Source organism: Polaromonas sp. P4_F4, assembly GCF_056401355.1.
This window is the reverse complement of sequence record NZ_JBFUJO010000003.1, coordinates 106,333-122,501: the sequence shown is the minus strand read 5'-3', so window position 1 is coordinate 122,501 and position 16,169 is coordinate 106,333. Positions and strand designations below refer to the sequence as shown.

14 protein-coding genes are annotated in these 16,169 nt (G+C 63.0%); 13 read left to right on the top strand and 1 reads right to left on the bottom strand.

Annotation, left to right across the window (positions count from 1 at the left end; translation table 11 throughout):
* Window positions 1–117: 117 nt before the first annotated feature.
* The 13 genes from AC1DUR_RS04885 to AC1DUR_RS04825 all read left to right on the top strand — a co-directional run bounded on the left by AC1DUR_RS04885 (window position 118) and on the right by AC1DUR_RS04825 (window position 14,787).
* Window positions 118–1,851 carry an AMP-binding protein gene (locus AC1DUR_RS04885; protein ID WP_477721372.1) on the top strand — a complete coding sequence of 578 codons (1,734 nt, stop codon included), beginning with the start codon at window positions 118–120 and terminating at the stop codon, window positions 1,849–1,851.
* 14 nt (window positions 1,852–1,865) lie between these two features.
* Window positions 1,866–3,473 (top strand): carboxyl transferase domain-containing protein, encoded by a 1,608-nt coding sequence (locus AC1DUR_RS04880; RefSeq protein WP_477721371.1) that lies wholly within the window; start codon window positions 1,866–1,868, stop codon window positions 3,471–3,473.
* A 71-nt stretch (window positions 3,474–3,544) separates the two neighbouring features.
* A complete protein-coding gene (locus AC1DUR_RS04875) occupies window positions 3,545–4,642 on the top strand; it encodes a DUF4410 domain-containing protein (RefSeq protein ID WP_477721370.1) in 1,098 nt (365 codons plus the stop codon).
* On the top strand, window positions 4,642–5,421 hold the full coding sequence (locus AC1DUR_RS04870) for an enoyl-CoA hydratase/isomerase family protein (protein WP_477720157.1): 780 nt from the start codon (window positions 4,642–4,644) through the stop codon (window positions 5,419–5,421). The genes AC1DUR_RS04875 and AC1DUR_RS04870 overlap by 1 nt, the downstream gene beginning before the upstream one ends.
* 139 nt (window positions 5,422–5,560) lie before the next feature.
* Entirely contained in the window at window positions 5,561–6,232 is a 672-nt protein-coding gene (locus AC1DUR_RS04865) for a DUF4126 domain-containing protein (RefSeq protein ID WP_477720156.1), read from the top strand.
* The gene (locus AC1DUR_RS04860; protein ID WP_477720155.1) at window positions 6,225–8,216 is read left to right on the top strand and encodes an acetyl/propionyl/methylcrotonyl-CoA carboxylase subunit alpha; all 1,992 of its coding nucleotides are present in this window, start codon (window positions 6,225–6,227) and stop codon (window positions 8,214–8,216) included. Before AC1DUR_RS04865 ends, AC1DUR_RS04860 begins: the two co-directional genes overlap by 8 nt.
* A gap of 17 nt (window positions 8,217–8,233) precedes the next feature.
* Window positions 8,234–9,163 carry a 2-hydroxyacid dehydrogenase gene (locus AC1DUR_RS04855; protein ID WP_477720154.1) on the top strand — a complete coding sequence of 310 codons (930 nt, stop codon included), beginning with the start codon at window positions 8,234–8,236 and terminating at the stop codon, window positions 9,161–9,163.
* 353 nt (window positions 9,164–9,516) lie between these two features.
* Window positions 9,517–10,437 carry a hydroxymethylglutaryl-CoA lyase gene (locus AC1DUR_RS04850; RefSeq protein WP_477720153.1) on the top strand — a complete coding sequence of 307 codons (921 nt, stop codon included), beginning with the start codon at window positions 9,517–9,519 and terminating at the stop codon, window positions 10,435–10,437.
* Complete coding sequence (locus AC1DUR_RS04845; protein ID WP_477720152.1) at window positions 10,437–11,192, top strand: YbaK/EbsC family protein; 756 nt, start codon at window positions 10,437–10,439, stop codon at window positions 11,190–11,192. The genes AC1DUR_RS04850 and AC1DUR_RS04845 overlap by 1 nt, the downstream gene beginning before the upstream one ends.
* A 112-nt stretch (window positions 11,193–11,304) precedes the next feature.
* Window positions 11,305–11,955 (top strand): 2-hydroxychromene-2-carboxylate isomerase, encoded by a 651-nt coding sequence (locus AC1DUR_RS04840; protein ID WP_477720151.1) that lies wholly within the window; start codon window positions 11,305–11,307, stop codon window positions 11,953–11,955.
* Between the two features lie 182 nt (window positions 11,956–12,137).
* The gene (locus AC1DUR_RS04835) at window positions 12,138–13,796 is read left to right on the top strand and encodes an MFS transporter (RefSeq protein ID WP_477720150.1); all 1,659 of its coding nucleotides are present in this window, start codon (window positions 12,138–12,140) and stop codon (window positions 13,794–13,796) included.
* 114 nt (window positions 13,797–13,910) lie between these two features.
* Window positions 13,911–14,072 (top strand): hypothetical protein, encoded by a 162-nt coding sequence (locus AC1DUR_RS04830; RefSeq protein ID WP_477720149.1) that lies wholly within the window; start codon window positions 13,911–13,913, stop codon window positions 14,070–14,072.
* 235 nt (window positions 14,073–14,307) lie between these two features.
* Window positions 14,308–14,787, top strand: a complete 480-nt coding sequence (locus AC1DUR_RS04825) for a hypothetical protein (protein WP_477720148.1) — start codon at window positions 14,308–14,310, stop codon at window positions 14,785–14,787.
* A gap of 134 nt (window positions 14,788–14,921) precedes the next feature.
* Here the strand turns inward: AC1DUR_RS04825 and AC1DUR_RS04820 are convergent, their stop codons facing one another.
* Window positions 14,922–16,034 (bottom strand): ABC transporter substrate-binding protein, encoded by a 1,113-nt coding sequence (locus AC1DUR_RS04820; RefSeq protein ID WP_477720147.1) that lies wholly within the window; start codon window positions 16,032–16,034, stop codon window positions 14,922–14,924.
* Between the last annotated feature and the right edge of the window lie 135 nt (window positions 16,035–16,169).

The following is a 16,169-nucleotide window of genomic DNA, read 5'->3' as shown; positions in this document are numbered from 1 at the left end:
ACACGGCGCGCTTCACGCCTAGCATCGCATCCCGAATCCGGCGGCCAAATGCACAACTTATTCCGGAACGAGCCCTAATCCCGGTTTCTCAAACCACCGGCCTGCATGGAGACAGACATGACGCAACCCCCCTCGGCCCCAACCGGCCTGAGCCTGGCCTGCGGCGCCACCGAGGTGCCGCTGATAGCGCAGACCCTAGGCGACTTTTTTGATGCCATGGTGGAGCGCCAGCCCGACCTTGAGGCGCTGGTCAGCGCTCACCAGGGCCTGCGTTACAGCTACCGCGCACTGCAAACCGAAGCCAACCGGCTGGCCAGCGCGCTGCTCGGGCTGGGTCTGCTGCCCGGCGACCGTGTAGGCATCTGGTCGCACAACAATGCACAGTGGCTGTTGATGCAGCTGGCCACGGCCAAGGTCGGGCTGATCCTGGTCAACATCAACCCGGCTTACCGCGTGGCCGAGCTGGAATATGCGCTGAATAAGGTGGGCTGCAAGGCGCTGGTGACCATGGCGCGCTTCAAGACCAGCGACTACCTCGGCATGCTGCGCGAGCTGGCGCCGGAGTGGGCGCACGCGCAGCCGGGTCGGCTGGAGTCGGCCCGCCTGCCCCATTTGCACACCGTGGCCTGGATCGACGAGCCGGGGCAGGGCGCCGAGCTCGATGAAGACCAGCCCGGCCTGCTGCGCTTTTCCGCGCTGCTGGCCAGCGGCAAACCTCAGGACCCGCGGCTGGCCGAGGTGGCCCGCAGGCTCAAGGCCGGCGACCCGATCAACATTCAGTTCACCAGCGGCACCACGGGGTTCCCGAAGGGCGCGACGCTGACGCACCGCAACATCCTGAACAACGGCTTTTTCATCGGCGAGGCCATGAAGCTCACGCCGGCTGACCGCCTGTGCATTCCGGTGCCGCTGTACCACTGCTTCGGCATGGTGCTGGGCAACCTGGCCTGCCTCACGCATGGCGCGACCATCGTCTACCCCAACGACGGCTTCGATGCGCTGAGCGTGCTGCAAACCGTGCAGGACGAGAAATGCACGGGCCTGCACGGCGTGCCCACCATGTTCATCGCCGAGCTCGACCATCCGCGCTTCAAGGAGTTCGACCTGTCGACGCTGCGCACCGGCATCATGGCCGGCTCGCCCTGCCCGATCGAGGTCATGAAGCGCGTGGTCGGCGAGATGAATCTGCGCGAAATCACGATCGCCTACGGCATGACCGAGACCAGCCCGGTCAGCTGCCAGAGCTCGACCGACACGCCGCTGGAAAAGCGCGTGGCGACCGTGGGCCTGGTGCAGCCGCACCTGGAGGTCAAGATCATCGACCCCGAGAGCGGCGAGATCGTCGCGCCAGGGGTCTCGGGCGAGCTGTGCACGCGCGGCTATTCGGTCATGCACGGCTACTGGGGCGACGAGGCCAGGACGGCCGAGGCCATCGATGCCGAAGGCTGGATGCACACCGGCGACCTGGCCACCATGGATGCCGAAGGCTATGTCAACATCGTCGGCCGCATCAAGGACATGGTGATACGCGGCGGCGAAAACATCTACCCGCGCGAGATCGAGGAATTCCTCTACCGCCACCCCAAAGTGCAGGACGTGCAGGTGGTTGGCGTGCCCGACCCGAAATACGGCGAGGAGCTCTGCGCCTGGATCATCGTCAAGCCCGGCCAGTCTGTGAACGAGGAAGAGATTCGCGCCTTTTGCAAGGGCCAGATTGCGCACTACAAGGTACCGCGCTACATTCGTTTTGTGTCGGGCTTTCCCATGACGGTGACCGGCAAAATCCAGAAGTTCAAGATTCGCGACGAAATGAAGCACCAGCTGGGGCTGGAAGAAGACAAAACCGCTTGAAAGAGACAGTCTGAATGACCATCCTCGACACCAAATTGAACGCCCGCTCGGCCGATTTCCAGGCCAACGCCGACGCCATGCGCGCGCTGGTGGACGACCTCCATGTGCAGATCGCCAAGGCGGCGGCCGGTGGCGGCGACGCCGCGCGCGCCAAGCACACGGCGCGTGGCAAGCTGTTGCCGCGCGAGCGCGTGCAGATGCTGCTGGACCCGGGCACGCCATTCCTTGAATTGGCGCCGCTGGCCGCGCACGGCATGTACCACGGCGATGCGCCCTGTGCCGGCCTCATTGCGGGCATAGGCCGCGTCAGCGGTGTCGACTGCATGATCGTCTGCAACGACGCCACCGTCAAAGGCGGCACCTACTACCCGCTCACGGTCAAAAAACATTTGCGGGCCCAGGAAATCGCGCAGCAGAACCGCTTGCCCTGTGTTTACCTGGTGGACTCGGGCGGTGCCAATTTGCCGAACCAGGACGAGGTGTTTCCCGACCGCGACCACTTCGGCCGCATCTTTTACAACCAGGCCAATATGAGCGCGCAGGGCATCGCACAGATTGCCGTGGTCATGGGCTCCTGCACGGCGGGCGGCGCCTATGTGCCTGCCATGAGCGACGAAAGCATCATCGTCAAGAACCAGGGCACGATTTTTCTGGGCGGGCCGCCGCTGGTCAAGGCGGCGACGGGCGAAGTCGTCAGCGCAGAGGACCTGGGCGGTGGCGATGTGCATACCCGCCTGTCGGGCGTGGCCGATCATCTGGCGCAAAACGACATGCATGCGCTGGCGCTGGCCCGTGCCTCCGTCAAGAATTTGAATAAAAACAAGGCCCCGGATCAGACGGTACAGGCGTCAATAGCGCCTAAATTCATGGCAAAAGAGCTGTACGGCGTGATTCCCGTGGACACGCGCAAACCTTTCGATGTGCGCGAGATCATCGCCCGCATCGTCGATGGCAGCGAGTTCGACGAGTTCAAGGCGCGTTACGGCGCCACGCTGGTCTGCGGCTTCGCGCAGATCGAGGGCATGCCAGTCGGCATCATTGCCAACAATGGCATTTTGTTCAGCGAGTCGGCGCTCAAGGCCACGCATTTCATCGAACTCTGCTGCCAGCGCAAGATTCCGCTGGTGTTCCTGCAGAACATCACCGGCTTCATGGTGGGCCGCAAGTACGAGAACGAAGGCATCGCCCGCAACGGCGCCAAGATGGTGACGGCCGTGGCCACGGCCGCGGTGCCCAAATTCACCATCATCATCGGCGGCAGCTTTGGCGCCGGCAACTACGGCATGTGCGGCCGTGCTTATTCGCCGCGCTTCCTCTGGATGTGGCCGAACGCGCGCATCAGCGTGATGGGCGGCGACCAGGCCGCCGGCGTGCTGGCAACGGTCAAGCGCGACGGCATTGAAGCCAAGGGCGGCGCCTGGTCGCCTGAGGAAGAAGAGGCCTTCAAGGCGCCGATACGCCAGCAGTATGAACACCAGGGCCACCCCTACTACGCGACGGCGCGGCTGTGGGACGACGGCGTGATCGACCCGGCCGATACGCGCCGCGTGCTGGCGCTGGGCTTGAGTGCTGCGCGCAATGCGCCGATTCCGGAGACGAAGTTTGGTTTGTTCAGGATGTAGTTGTAGCAAAAAATGTCATGAACTGTGTAGCATCCGGCTACGCCCGCTGTGGGCGGACTGGAGGAGAAATGATGTATCGATGGATCGTGAAAAGCCTGGCCGTGCTTCTGGTGCTGTTTCTTGCGGGATGCGCGGGAACCATTCAGCGTGAGTCTTTGAGTGGGGCCAAAAAGATCGAGGGAGGCACTTACCACAACGTGGAGGTTGTGCTGACCGATGCGGCACGTCGCATGCAGGGCGAGAATCCGCAGTTCAGCGTGCGTGAACTGAGCGATTATGTGCGCCGTCGGCTGGAAGCTCAGGAGCTGCTGCAAGCGGACGGCCGCTACCGGGTTGAGGTCACGATCGAGAGTTTCCGCGTGCGTTCGGCCGTCGCAGCCGTCCTGCTTGGCATCATGGCCGGCACCGATTCGATTGACGGCTATGTTCGCGTCTACGACAGTGGCGGACGGCAGGTTCATGGCTACAAGGTCAACGCCTCCTATGGTTTGGGCGGCTGGGGCGGAGGGCAGGACGGCACCCGCATGAACTGGATGTACGACAAGTTCTCGGAGCTGGCAGTCGCCGAACTCGGCGGCAAGTCAGACGCGGCCAACGTTGCCAAGGGGCGGGCCGTGTCGGTGAAGCCAACGTCCGGGCCCACCGCCGTGTCAATCGCGCCTGCGGGCAACACGTCCACCCGGCTGGAGCCGGCGGCTACCGCTGCGCCCGCGGTTACCTTGTCGCCATCTCCCGCCGCGCCGACTCCGCGCACGGTGCCCGTCCCGGCGGCAGCTGCGCAACCTGCGATGCTGGCCTCCGGTTTTGCGGCCATCAATGATGTGGATGCCATTCCGTATCTCAGTGACAAGGGGCGCGACAACTACCGGGAATGGGTCGCCCGACCCACGCCCAAGGCGTTCGCCATCTCGTCTGCTGGTCACTGGTTCGGGGCCTGGAGTCTCAAGCCGGCCGATCCCACCCATCCCACGGATCCCGCCGAGCGCGCGTTGCACGTCTGTGGCCAGCGCGCGCAGGGCGCCGCGACTTGCAAGCTCTATGCGATCAACAACTCGGTGGTCTGGGTCAAGGAGCCGTCGGCTGCGGCCGCGTCAGCGCCGGCCATGGCGACCGTGCAGCCCGTCAGCTACACGCCGGCCGCGCCGGCATCCCCGTTGGGAGTGAAGTAATGCAGGCGTTGCGCACACAGCAAGCCGAGGCCATTGCCACGATCACGCTCGACCGGCCGCAGGTTCGCAACGCCTTCAATGACGAGGTGATTGCCGAACTTGCGCAGGCCTTCCGCGAGCTGGGCCAACGCGACGATGTGCGCTGCATCGTGCTGGCCGCCAGCGGCCCGGCCTTTTGCGCCGGCGCCGACCTCAACTGGATGCGGCGCATGGCGGACTACACGCGCGAGGAAAACCTGGCCGATGCGGGCGCGCTGGCCGAGATGCTGCGCGTCATGTACGAGTGCCCCAAGCCCACCATTGCCCGCATCCAGGGCGATGTCTATGCGGGCGGTATGGGGCTGGTGGCGGCCTGCGACATCGCGGTCTCGGTGGACACGGCGAACTACTGCCTCAGCGAGGTCAAGCTGGGCCTGATACCGGCCACCATCAGCCCTTATGTGATTCGCGCCATGGGCGCGCGCGCGGCCCACCGCTATTTTTTGACGGCCGAGCGGTTTGATGCCCAAGAGGCGCATCGGGTCGGTTTTATCCATGAAGTGGTCAAGGCGGAGGCGCTGGATGCCAGGGTGGCCGAGATCACGCAGGCGCTGGTCAATGCCAGCCCGCAGGCGGTCAAAGCCTGCAAGCGGCTGGTGCAGGATGTGGCGCAGCAGGACATCACGCTCGCCCTGATCGCGCAGACCGTGCAGGGCATTGCCGATATTCGTTCCAGCGAACAGGGCAAGGAAGGCGTGCAGTCTTTCCTGCAAAAGCGTAAACCGTCCTGGATCATCTGATGCTCCCCCCCTTTGCTTGCTCACCTCGTGTAGCCGCCTCCCCCCTCAAGGGGGCAACACCAGCGGTCCGGCAAAGCCGGTCCCGCGGTGTTCGCTGGGTTTCGAGTTGTGCCTCGCCTGATCTTCGGGTGTTCTGCTGATGCAGCCGATGGACACCGCACAACTGATTGCCTTGGCCGGTGTCCTGGGCTGGGCCAGTGGCGTGCGCCTGTACCTGGTGGTTTTCCTCACGGGCCTGGCTGGTTTCATGGGCTGGGTCACGCTGCCGCCAGGGTTGCAGATGCTGGCCCATCCGGTGGTGCTGGGTGTCAGCGGCTTCATGGTGTTCATGGAATTTTTCGCCGACAAGATTCCCGGCGTTGATTCGCTGTGGGACGTGGTGCATACCGTGATCCGGATTCCTGCCGGTGCGGCGCTTGCCGCCGGTGTCTTTGGCGCCGACAGCGGCATGATGGCGCTGATCGCGGCCCTGCTGGGCGGCACGCTGGCGGCCACCAGCCATGCAGCCAAGGCCACTACGCGCGCTGCCATCAATACCTCCCCCGAGCCTTTCACCAACGTCGGCGCGTCGCTGCTCGAAGACGGTCTTGTGCCGTTGGGTTTGTGGTTGGCCATTGCCCACCCGCTGGTGTTTGCGTTGATGCTCGCGCTGGTGCTGGTGGCCAGTGTCTGGTTGATTCGCATTTGCTGGCGCTTTTTAATGCAGCTGTTTACCCGCGTCGCCCGCATTTTCAGCGGCAAGCCGGATCCGGGCCTGTCGCCTGCTTTTACCTTGAAGTCACCCTTTTCAAAGAACGACCCACATGTTTAAAAAAATACTGATTGCAAACCGGGGCGAGATAGCGTGCCGGGTGGCGGCCACCGCCAGGCGCATGGCCATCAAAACCGTTGCGGTGTATTCGGATGCCGATGCGAACGCCAAGCATGTCGGCGTTTGTGACGAAGCCATTCACATTGGCGGCAGCGCACCCAAAGACAGCTACCTGCGCTGGGAGCGAATTATTGAAGCGGCCAAAGCCACGGGGGCGCAGGCGATTCATCCGGGCTATGGCTTTCTGAGCGAGAACGAGGAGTTTGCCCAGGCCTGTGCCAGCGCGGGCCTGGTCTTCATCGGCCCGCCGGCGTCGGCCATCAAGGCCATGGGCCTCAAAGCCGAGTCCAAGCAGCTCATGGAAAAGGCTGGCGTGCCGCTGGTGCCTGGCTACCATGGCAGCGACCAGGACCCGGTGATGCTCAAGCACGAGGCCGACCGCATCGGCTACCCGGTGCTGATCAAGGCCAGCGCGGGTGGCGGCGGCAAGGGCATGCGTGCGGTGGACAAGGCCGAAGACTTTGACGCGGCGCTGGCCTCCTGCAAACGCGAGGCCATCAACAGCTTTGGCGATGATGCCGTGCTGGTGGAAAAATACGCGCAGCGGCCCCGGCATATTGAGATTCAGGTGTTCGGCGACACGCACGGCAACTACGTCTACCTGTTCGAACGCGACTGCTCGGTGCAGCGCCGCCACCAGAAGGTGCTGGAAGAGGCCCCCGCGCCCGGCATGACGCCCGAGATGCGCCAGCAGATGGGGCTGGCCGCCGTGGCCGCCGCACGGGCCGTCAATTACGTCGGGGCGGGCACGGTGGAGTTCATCGTCGAGCAGCGCGCCGATGGCAGCATGAATTTTTTCTTTATGGAGATGAACACAAGGCTGCAGGTTGAGCACCCGGTGACCGAAGCCATTACCGGGTTGGACCTGGTGGAGTGGCAGTTGCGCGTGGCCTCGGGCGAGAAGCTGCCGCTGGCGCAAGAGCAGCTGCGCATCAACGGCCACGCCATCGAGGCGCGCATCTGCGCCGAAAACCCGGACAACAACTTTTTGCCCGCCACCGGCACCTTGCATGTGTACCAGAAGCCGGCATGCACCAGCTTCGAGCGTGGCCCGGTTCGCGTGGACGACGGGGTGCGCGAAGGCGATGCGATTTCACCGTTTTATGACTCGATGGTGGCCAAGTTGATCGTGCATGGCCAGACGCGTGAAGAAGCGCTGGCCCGGCTCGACGAGGCGCTGGCGCAAACCCATATCGTGGGCCTGAACACCAATATGCAGTTTTTGCGCTACGTGCTGCGCAGCCCCTCGTTTGCCCAAGCCAACCTGGACACGGCCTTGATCCCGCGCGAAGAGGCCGTGCTCTTCAAGCAGGAACCCGTCGGGCTGGCGATGGCCGCAGCCTGTGCGATTGCCCAGACGCTGCTGCATGAAAAAGCCAGTGAAGACAATGACCCCTTCAGCCGCCGTGACGGCTGGCAAACCCATGGCGTGACACAGCGGCCTTTCGAGTTCGACTTCCACGGCGAGCACTCCAAAGCGGCATTGACCTATCTGCATGACGGCGCCTTGCAATTAAAGGTGGGCGACGTGTCAGGGCCGCTGGTGTTTGCCGAAAGCGCTCAAGGCATCGACATCCAGTTTGCGGGCCAGCGCCTGACGGCGGCGGTCTATACCCAGGGCGAGGTGGATTACGTCTTTACCGCAAGGGGCGCAACCCAGATCACGGCCATCGATCTGCTGGCCCATGCGGGCGAGAGTCACACGGAAGGCGGACGCCTGACCGCGCCCATGCCGGGCAAGGTCGTGTCCTTCGCCGTCAAAACGGGCGACAAGGTCAGCAAAGGCCAGGCGCTCGCGGTGATGGAAGCCATGAAAATGGAGCATACGATTGCGGCGCCGGCCGACGGCGTGGTGCAGGAGGTGCTCTATGCGCCCGGTGACCAGGTGGCTGAAGGCGCGGAACTGCTTAAGATCGGGAGTTGATCTTTCCTGGAAGCACCATGCGCATCAGTTTTTGCTGTACCGACACCAAAACCCAGCCCTGGCTTGAAGGCCTGCGCGCCGCCCTGCCCGATGCGGAGGTGGAGCTGTGGTCCGCGGGCGCGGCGCCGGCGGACTACGCAGTCGTCTGGGCGCCGCCGCAACAATTTATGGATGAGCAGACCCGGCTCAAAGGCATCTTCAATATTGGCGCCGGCGTGGATGCGCTGATGAAGCTGCGCCTGCCCGCCGGCACACCGGTCGTCCGGCTGGACGATGCCGGCATGTCGGTGCAGATGGCCGAATATGTCTGCCATGCCGTGATCCGTCATTTCCGTGAGTTCGACGGCTATGAGGCCGATGCGGTGCAGGGCAAATGGTCGTACCGAAAAACCCGGCTGCGCAAGGACTTTCCGGTCGGCGTGATGGGGTTGGGGGTGCTGGGCGAGCGCGTGGGCCAGGCCCTGGTGCAGTTTGACTTTCCGGTGATGGGCTGGAGCCGCTCGGCAAAAACCGTGGTCGGCATGCAATGCTTTGCCGGCGAGGCGGGGTTTCCGGAATTCCTGGCGGCCACCCGTATTTTGGTGTGCCTGCTGCCACTGACGCCGGACACCGAAGGCATCATGCGGCGCGACACGCTGGCCAGGCTGCAGCCCGGCGCCTATGTGATCAACGTGGCACGGGGTGGCCATCTGGTCGACGAAGACCTGATCGCCCTGATTGACAGCGGCCACATCGCGGGCGCCATGCTGGATGTGTTCCGCACGGAGCCGCTGCCCGCATCGCATCCATTCTGGGCGCACCCGAAAATCACCGTCACGCCGCACACCTCGGCCCGAACGCTGCGCGAAGAGAGCATTGCGCAGATTGCGGGGAAGATACGCGCGCTGCACAGTGGCACGCCGATTGCCAGCCTTGCCGGTGTGGTTGACCCAAAAAAAGGATACTGATGTTGCCCCCACGGTCGTTCGCTTCGCGTAACTCCCTGCCCCCCGAGGGGGCCGCTGCGCCTGCGGCCCGGCTAAGCCGGTTCCGCGGCCCCTGCTTGCTTGAGAACCGGTCTCCGGCTTGCGACCACAGTTGCGCCCCACGGTCGTTCGCTTCGCGTAACTCCCTGGACGTGCCCACGCCTGAGGCGTTGGCCCTTCCTCCCGTCCAAACCTGCGCAGGCAGGTTGGGAGCCGCGGTCGTCAGCCCCGAGGGGGCCGCTGCGCCTGCGGCCCGGCTAAGCCGGTTCCGCGGCCCCTGCTTGCTTGAGAGCCGGTCCCCGGCTCGCGACCACCCTATCTCCTGAAGGAGCCCCATGAAACTTCCATCCAAAGTCAAAATCGTCGATGTCGGCCCGCGGGACGGCCTGCAGAACGAAAAGGCACCGGTGCCTGCTGCCGTGAAGATCGAGCTGGTGCACCGCCTGCAGGACGCCGGCCTCAATGAAATCGAAGTCACCAGTTTTGTGTCGCCCAAATGGGTGCCGCAGATGGCCGACAACGCGGAGGTGATGGCCGGCATACGGCGCAAGCCCGGCGTGCGCTACTCCGTGCTGACGCCAAACATGCAGGGGTTTGAGGCGGCGCTCGCGCCGGCACGTGAGTTGTGGCCCGACGAGATCGTGGTATTTGCCGCGGCCAGCGAAGCCTTCAGCCAGCGCAACATCAATTGCTCCATCGCCGAGAGCATCGAACGTTTTCGCCCGGTGGTGGAAGCGGCCAAAGCCAACAACATTTATGTTCGCGGCGCCATCTCCTGCACCGTCGGATGCCCCTACGAGGGCGAGATCGCACCGCAACGGGTCGAGCTGGTGGCGCGCCTCATGAAGGACATTGGCGTGCAGCACATCGGCGTGGCCGACACCATTGGCGTGGGCACACCCCTGAAGGTGCAGCGTGCCCTGGAGGCCGCGCTCAAGCACTATGCCCTCGACGACGTGTCGGGCCACTTCCACGATACCTACGGGCAGGCGCTGAGCAACACGCTGGCGTCCCTGCAGATGGGCATCTGGCAATTCGATACCTCGTCGGCCGGCCTCGGCGGCTGTCCGTTTGCCAAAGGCGCCACCGGCAACGTGGCAACCGAAGACGTCGTGTATCTGCTGCACGGCATGGGCATCGAGACGGGCATTGACATGGACAAGCTGATCGACGCCGGGAAATTCATCAGCGATTTCCTGGAGCGCAAGCCCAATTCCCGCGCGGCGACGGCCTTGCTTAACAAGAGGATGGGTTGATGTGTGGCGCTGAACTGAAGGCCTTGCCGGAAGGGGTGCAGAGAGTGGCTGCTGTGCTGCAGGAGAGCGGCCACCCGCATTTGCCGGTCATGCTCGACGACGCTGCACGCACGGCGCAACAGGCCGCCGATGCACTGGGCGTGAAGCTGGGGCAGATTGCCAAGAGCATCATTTTTCGCCGCAAGTCGGATGACGCTGCGGTGCTGGTGGTCACCTCCGGCGACAGGCGGGTCGACGAAAGAAAAGTCGAAGCCCTGGTGTGCAGTGACGGCAGGCGCATCGGCCGGGCCGACGCCGAGTTTGTGAAAGCCAAAACCGGATTCTCCATCGGCGGCGTGTCGCCGTTGGCGCATGCCGCAGACGTGATCACCCTGGTGGACTTGAGCCTGCTGCGCTTTGAGGAGGTGTGGGCCGCCGCCGGGCATCCGCATGCGGTGTTCAAACTCATGCCGCAAGAGCTCGAGCTGCTGACGGGCGCGCCGGTGGTCGATGTCGCGGTCGACCTGGACGAAGAAACGATGGCCCGCCAGAACGCCATTGATTTGGTGACCGAGCGTGCGCGCACGGTCAGCGCAGCCGGCGATGTGGTTCCTTCACCCTGCATCTCTGTTTGCCGCATCAATGCGGACACCGGTTGGTGCGAAGGCTGTTTTCGCACGCTCGGCGAGATTTCGGCCTGGGGCCGCTCCGGCCCCGAGGCCCAGCGCGCCCTCTGGCAGACCATAGGGCAGCGCATCACGGGGCTGCAGCGCTGAACGAAGAACGCTTGTCGCCGTCATTTCACCGCAGCAACCGAAGCGCAGCATTGCCCGGCGCAACGCAAACGCAAACGCAAACGCAAACGCAAGAGACACAAGAGGGACGACCATGAAGCACATCACGTTTTATCTGGACTTTCTCTCGCCCTATGCATACCTGGCGTTTGAACACCTGCCCGAAGCCTTGAAGGGCGTGAGCTACAGCGTCAGCTACACACCCGTGCTTTTTGCCGGCATGCTCAAGCAGCATGGCCAACTGGGCCCGGCGGAGATCGCCCCGAAGCGCGAGTGGACGTACCGGCATGTGCTGTGGATGGCCCACAACCGGGGCATTCCCATGCAGATGCCGGCCAACCATCCGTTCAACCCCTTGCCCCTGTTGCGGCTCGCCCTGGCCTGCGCGCCCGAAGCAGAGCCGGGCGCGCCCAATCGCTATGTGTGTGAAACCGTTTTTCGCCACATCTGGCGTGGTGGCGCTGACGCCGCTGATGCGCAGCGCCTTGCATCCCTCGTGCAGCAACTGGCCCCGCGGCGCGACATGCAGGGCGAAGAGGTCAAGGCGCAACTGAAAACCAATACCGACGACGCGATTGCGCAAGGCGTTTTCGGCGTGCCTGCTTTCAGGGTCGATGACAAACTGTTCTGGGGCCTGGACTCGCTGCCGATGCTGCGGGACTGCCTGCTGGATGAGCCGTGGTTTGCCGGGCCCGACTGGACCGCCGTCAGCCAGCTGCCTTCAGGGGTGACGCGCCGCCGCTAAGCGTTTTCCCTAGGGCTATTCGCATGCTGAAAATTCCTTCAAGGGTTTCCCCTTGACTTGTCAGCCCCGTATAAGTTTGGTGCAAGCTCCTGTTAGTTTCACGTCAGAGCTAGGTCAGGGACACCCAAAATAATGAGCACAGCTTCCACTTCGGAAGCACTACTATTTTGGAGACAACCATCATGTCAACAGCAGTCGACAACCGACCCATGACAGCTGAGCAGAAGAAAGTGATCTTCGCCTCATCGCTGGGCACCGTATTCGAGTGGTATGACTTTTACCTCTACGGTTCACTCGCAGCCATTATTGCCAAGCAGTTCTTCAGCGGACTGGACGCCGGTTCGGCGTTTATTTTCGCACTGCTGGCTTTTGCCGCCGGTTTCATCGTGCGTCCTTTCGGCGCGCTGGTGTTCGGACGCCTGGGTGACATGATTGGCCGCAAGTACACCTTCCTGATCACCATCGTGATCATGGGCTTGTCGACCTTCATCGTGGGCTTGCTGCCCAGCTATGCCTCCATCGGCGTTGCCGCTCCGGTGATCCTGATCGCACTGCGCATGTTGCAGGGCCTGGCACTCGGTGGCGAGTACGGTGGCGCAGCGGTGTATGTGGCCGAGCATGCGCCGGCACACAAGCGCGGTGCTTACACCTCGTGGATTCAGACCACGGCAACGCTGGGTCTCTTCCTGTCGCTGATGGTGATCCTGGGCACGCGCACCGCCATTGGCGAGGCTGCCTTTGCCGACTGGGGCTGGCGTGTTCCCTTCATCGTCTCGATCCTGTTGCTGGCCGTGTCTGTGTACATCCGCCTGTCCATGAACGAGTCGCCTGCTTTCCAGAAAATGAAGGCAGAGGGCAAGACCTCCAAGGCGCCGCTGTCCGAATCTTTCGGCCAGTGGAAAAACCTGAAGATCGTGATCCTGGCGCTGATCGGTCTGACCGCCGGCCAGGCTGTGGTGTGGTATTCCGGCCAGTTCTACGCGCTGTTCTTCCTGACCCAGGCGCTCAAGGTTGACGGTCCTACCGCCAACATTCTGGTGGCTTATTCGCTGATCCTGGGCACGCCATTTTTCGTCGTGTTCGGCGCCCTGTCCGACAAGATTGGCCGCAAGCCCATCATCATGGCAGGCTGCCTGCTCGCCGTGGTGACCTACTTCCCGGTGTTCGGTGCGCTGACGAAAGCCGCCAACCCCGACCTGGCTGCAGCGCAAGCCAAGAACAAGGTGGTGGTGACGGCTGATCCAAAAGAGTGCTCATTCCAGTTCAACCCGACCGGCACGGCCAAGTTCACCAGCTCCTGCGACATTGCCAAGCAGGTGCTGGCCGGTGCATCGGTGAGCTACGACAACGTTGAAGCGCCTGCAGGTACGGTGGCCACCATCAAGATTGGCGAGACCGCCATTTCCAGCTACGCCGCCAAGGGCCTGAGCGCTGACGATGCCAAGAAGAAGGATGCTGAATTCAAGAAGGCGGTTGCGGATGACCTGAAGGCTGCCGGCTACCCCAGCAAGGCAGACCCCGCCAAGGTGGACAAGGTCATGGTCACGGCCATCCTGTTCTATCTGGTGGTGCTGGTGACCATGGTGTACGGACCGATTGCCGCCATGCTGGTGGAGCTGTTCCCCACCCGTATTCGCTACACGTCCATGAGCCTGCCTTATCACATCGGCAATGGCTGGTTTGGCGGCTTGCTGCCGACCACCGCCTTCGCCATCGTGGCCCAGACCGGCAACATGTACAACGGCCTGTGGTACCCGATCATCATTGCCGGCGCTACCTTTGTGATTGGCACCCTGTTCATCAGGGAAACCAAGAACGTTGACATCTACGCCAACGACTGACCGGTCTCGAGGCAGCGCGAGGGCCCCTGGCCGCCCGTGCTGACCGAAACGATCCCTTGAAACTCAAGGGCCCTCGTCATCATCTGCCGAGGGCTTTTTTTTTGGAGAAAGAAGATGTGGAAAATTGTGGTCGGATTTATCGTGTTTGCATTGCTCGCCCTGTTCCTGCTGAACAAGGGCGGCGATATAGACATCAGTGGTGAAAAGCATGGCGCTGCGCCAGCTTTCGCGCCGGTCTTCATGGCGGCTGGCGAAGGCGCCCGGTTTGCCGCCTGAAGCCCGGTGCGCACTCGCGGGCAGGGTGCCAGGAGCGACGGGCATGTGGAGGGGCATGTGGAATATGGTTGGGATGCCTGCATGATGATTTGACCTGCTCATTTGAACTGCTCAATGGCCCGCAAATCGGTTAAATTCCACTCACGAATGGCGAAACAGCCAGGCACAACCAGCGCTTCCAGCAACCGGCACCGCGCGGTGTCGGGCAGGGAGCGCATCCAGTGGAGACAAGCTGATGATTTACACAAAGACCGAGTTGGGTCAGTCTGCCCTGCAGAACCGTTCGCTTACGCTCCTCCCCCGGCAGCGCTCGGCATTCATCATGTTCGATGGCAAGCGCAGTACCGAAGAGGTTCTCAAGGCAACGGCCGGTCTGGGTGTGACGCTCGAGGATGTCAATCAGCTGGTGGCACTGGGGCTGCTGGCGGCCACTGCGGCCGCACCGTCTGCCGTGGTGGAACCACAGGGCGCGGTGTCTCCCGCCGCCTCGCAAAATCCGGACGGAACACCGACGCAGAGCGCGCAGGAGCACTATTCAAGGGCCTATCCGGTGGCCACGCGGCTCACTGCAGGCCTGGGCTTGCGGGGCTTCCGGCTCAACCTGGCAGTAGAGGCTGCCGGCGACCTGGAGAAGCTGAAGGAACTGGCACCCAGGATCCAGGAAGCCGTGGGCGCCGAGAAATTCAGAGAGCTCGAGCGTGCCCTGTATGGCTGAGGCTGTGAGGGCGGGGTGCACGGCCGGCGTTGGCGCGTGATACGGCGCCGTCTCGGCCGCAAATAAAGAGAAAAAAAGAGAGAAAGAAAAGAGAAGAAAAAGAGAAGAAAAAGAGAAAGAGGGAGGTCTTCCCTTCAGCGCTTGAATTTCCCGTCGGTCCCGATGATGGACAGGTCGGCGAAATCAAGCCCGGTGTGGTCTTCCGTGCTGTAGTTCACTTCCAGCCCGCCAATGTCCAGTTTGCGAAGACCTTCCAGGGCCGCCTGGATTTTTTCGCGGGTGGGTTTGGCACCGGCCCGGCGCAGGCCTTCCACCAGCACCTTGGCCGCGGCAAAGCCCTCCAGCATGGCGGGCGTGACTTCGCTCTGCCCCTTGGCCTTGGCCATCTCCTGGGCTTCCCTGACCATGGGGTAGGCAATGGAGCGCTCGTAGGGAAAGACCTGCGTGACGATCACGCCCCGCGCGTTCTCGCCCAGGCTCTTCACAAAACCGCTGGAGGCATTGTTGGACAGCGTCACAATCTGTGCCGCAGAGCCCGCCGCGCGGAAGGCCTTGACGCCATCAACCACCGCCTGGCCGGAGGCCACCATCATGACGGCCTGCGCATTGGACTGAAAAACCTTGGGAGCAATCGGTGCGAAGTCGGGCTTGGCGCGGTTGAATTTTTCCAGCACGACGGGCTGCAGCTTGGCCGTCGTCAGGCCTTTTTGCGCGCCGGCCACGCCGTCGGCGCCGAAGCTGTCGTCCGCGTACACAATGCCGATCCGCGTGATGCCCATGGAATGCAGGTGGGTGATGGCCTTTTCAGCTTCGCGCTGGTAGGTGGCGCGCACATTGAAGACGTGCTTTTTGACGGGCTGGTGCAGCACCATGGCGCCGGTGGACGGGCCGATCAGCGGCACGCCATTTTTTTCAAGGATGGGAATGATGCCTTCCGTGTGGGGTGTACCGCGCGTCAGGAACATCGCCACCACGTTCTGCTCTTCAATCAGCTGGCGTGCATTCTCGGCCGCCAGCTTGGGGTCGAACTTGTCGTCGAGCGAGACCAGCTCAATCTTCTGGCCGTTGACGCCGCCCTTGGCGTTGATGGCGTCAATGTAAAGCTTGGCGCCTTCTGTGGTTTCCTTGACACCCGCGCCCACCGCGCCGGTAAATCCGGCGGTCTGTCCGATCAGGATTTGCGCCTGGCTGGCGTGGCTCAAGGCCATCAGCACAATGGCGCCGCACCACAAATTCAGTTTTTTCATGTTTTGCTCCTGGTGGCGTTCAGTTTACGCATCCCCGCTGAATAAGGAAGTGGGGAAATCACGAACAGGAACCACGAGCAGGAAATCATGGGCAGGCGCACCAGCGCGGCGAGGCCGAAGCGGGGCAGGCGTAAT

Coding starts and splice junctions, on each gene's coding strand:
- AC1DUR_RS04825 (WP_477720148.1), top strand. CDS start 14,308: ATGATTTACACAAAGACCGAGTTGGGTCAGTCTGCCCTGCAGAACCGT.
- AC1DUR_RS04860 (WP_477720155.1), top strand. CDS start 6,225: ATGTTTAAAAAAATACTGATTGCAAACCGGGGCGAGATAGCGTGCCGG.
- AC1DUR_RS04850 (WP_477720153.1), top strand. CDS start 9,517: ATGAAACTTCCATCCAAAGTCAAAATCGTCGATGTCGGCCCGCGGGAC.
- AC1DUR_RS04875 (WP_477721370.1), top strand. CDS start 3,545: ATGTATCGATGGATCGTGAAAAGCCTGGCCGTGCTTCTGGTGCTGTTT.
- AC1DUR_RS04880 (WP_477721371.1), top strand. CDS start 1,866: ATGACCATCCTCGACACCAAATTGAACGCCCGCTCGGCCGATTTCCAG.
- AC1DUR_RS04835 (WP_477720150.1), top strand. CDS start 12,138: ATGTCAACAGCAGTCGACAACCGACCCATGACAGCTGAGCAGAAGAAA.
- AC1DUR_RS04870 (WP_477720157.1), top strand. CDS start 4,642: ATGCAGGCGTTGCGCACACAGCAAGCCGAGGCCATTGCCACGATCACG.
- AC1DUR_RS04855 (WP_477720154.1), top strand. CDS start 8,234: ATGCGCATCAGTTTTTGCTGTACCGACACCAAAACCCAGCCCTGGCTT.
- AC1DUR_RS04845 (WP_477720152.1), top strand. CDS start 10,437: ATGTGTGGCGCTGAACTGAAGGCCTTGCCGGAAGGGGTGCAGAGAGTG.
- AC1DUR_RS04820 (WP_477720147.1), bottom strand. CDS start 16,034: ATGAAAAAACTGAATTTGTGGTGCGGCGCCATTGTGCTGATGGCCTTG.
- AC1DUR_RS04840 (WP_477720151.1), top strand. CDS start 11,305: ATGAAGCACATCACGTTTTATCTGGACTTTCTCTCGCCCTATGCATAC.
- AC1DUR_RS04865 (WP_477720156.1), top strand. CDS start 5,561: ATGCAGCCGATGGACACCGCACAACTGATTGCCTTGGCCGGTGTCCTG.
- AC1DUR_RS04885 (WP_477721372.1), top strand. CDS start 118: ATGACGCAACCCCCCTCGGCCCCAACCGGCCTGAGCCTGGCCTGCGGC.
- AC1DUR_RS04830 (WP_477720149.1), top strand. CDS start 13,911: ATGTGGAAAATTGTGGTCGGATTTATCGTGTTTGCATTGCTCGCCCTG.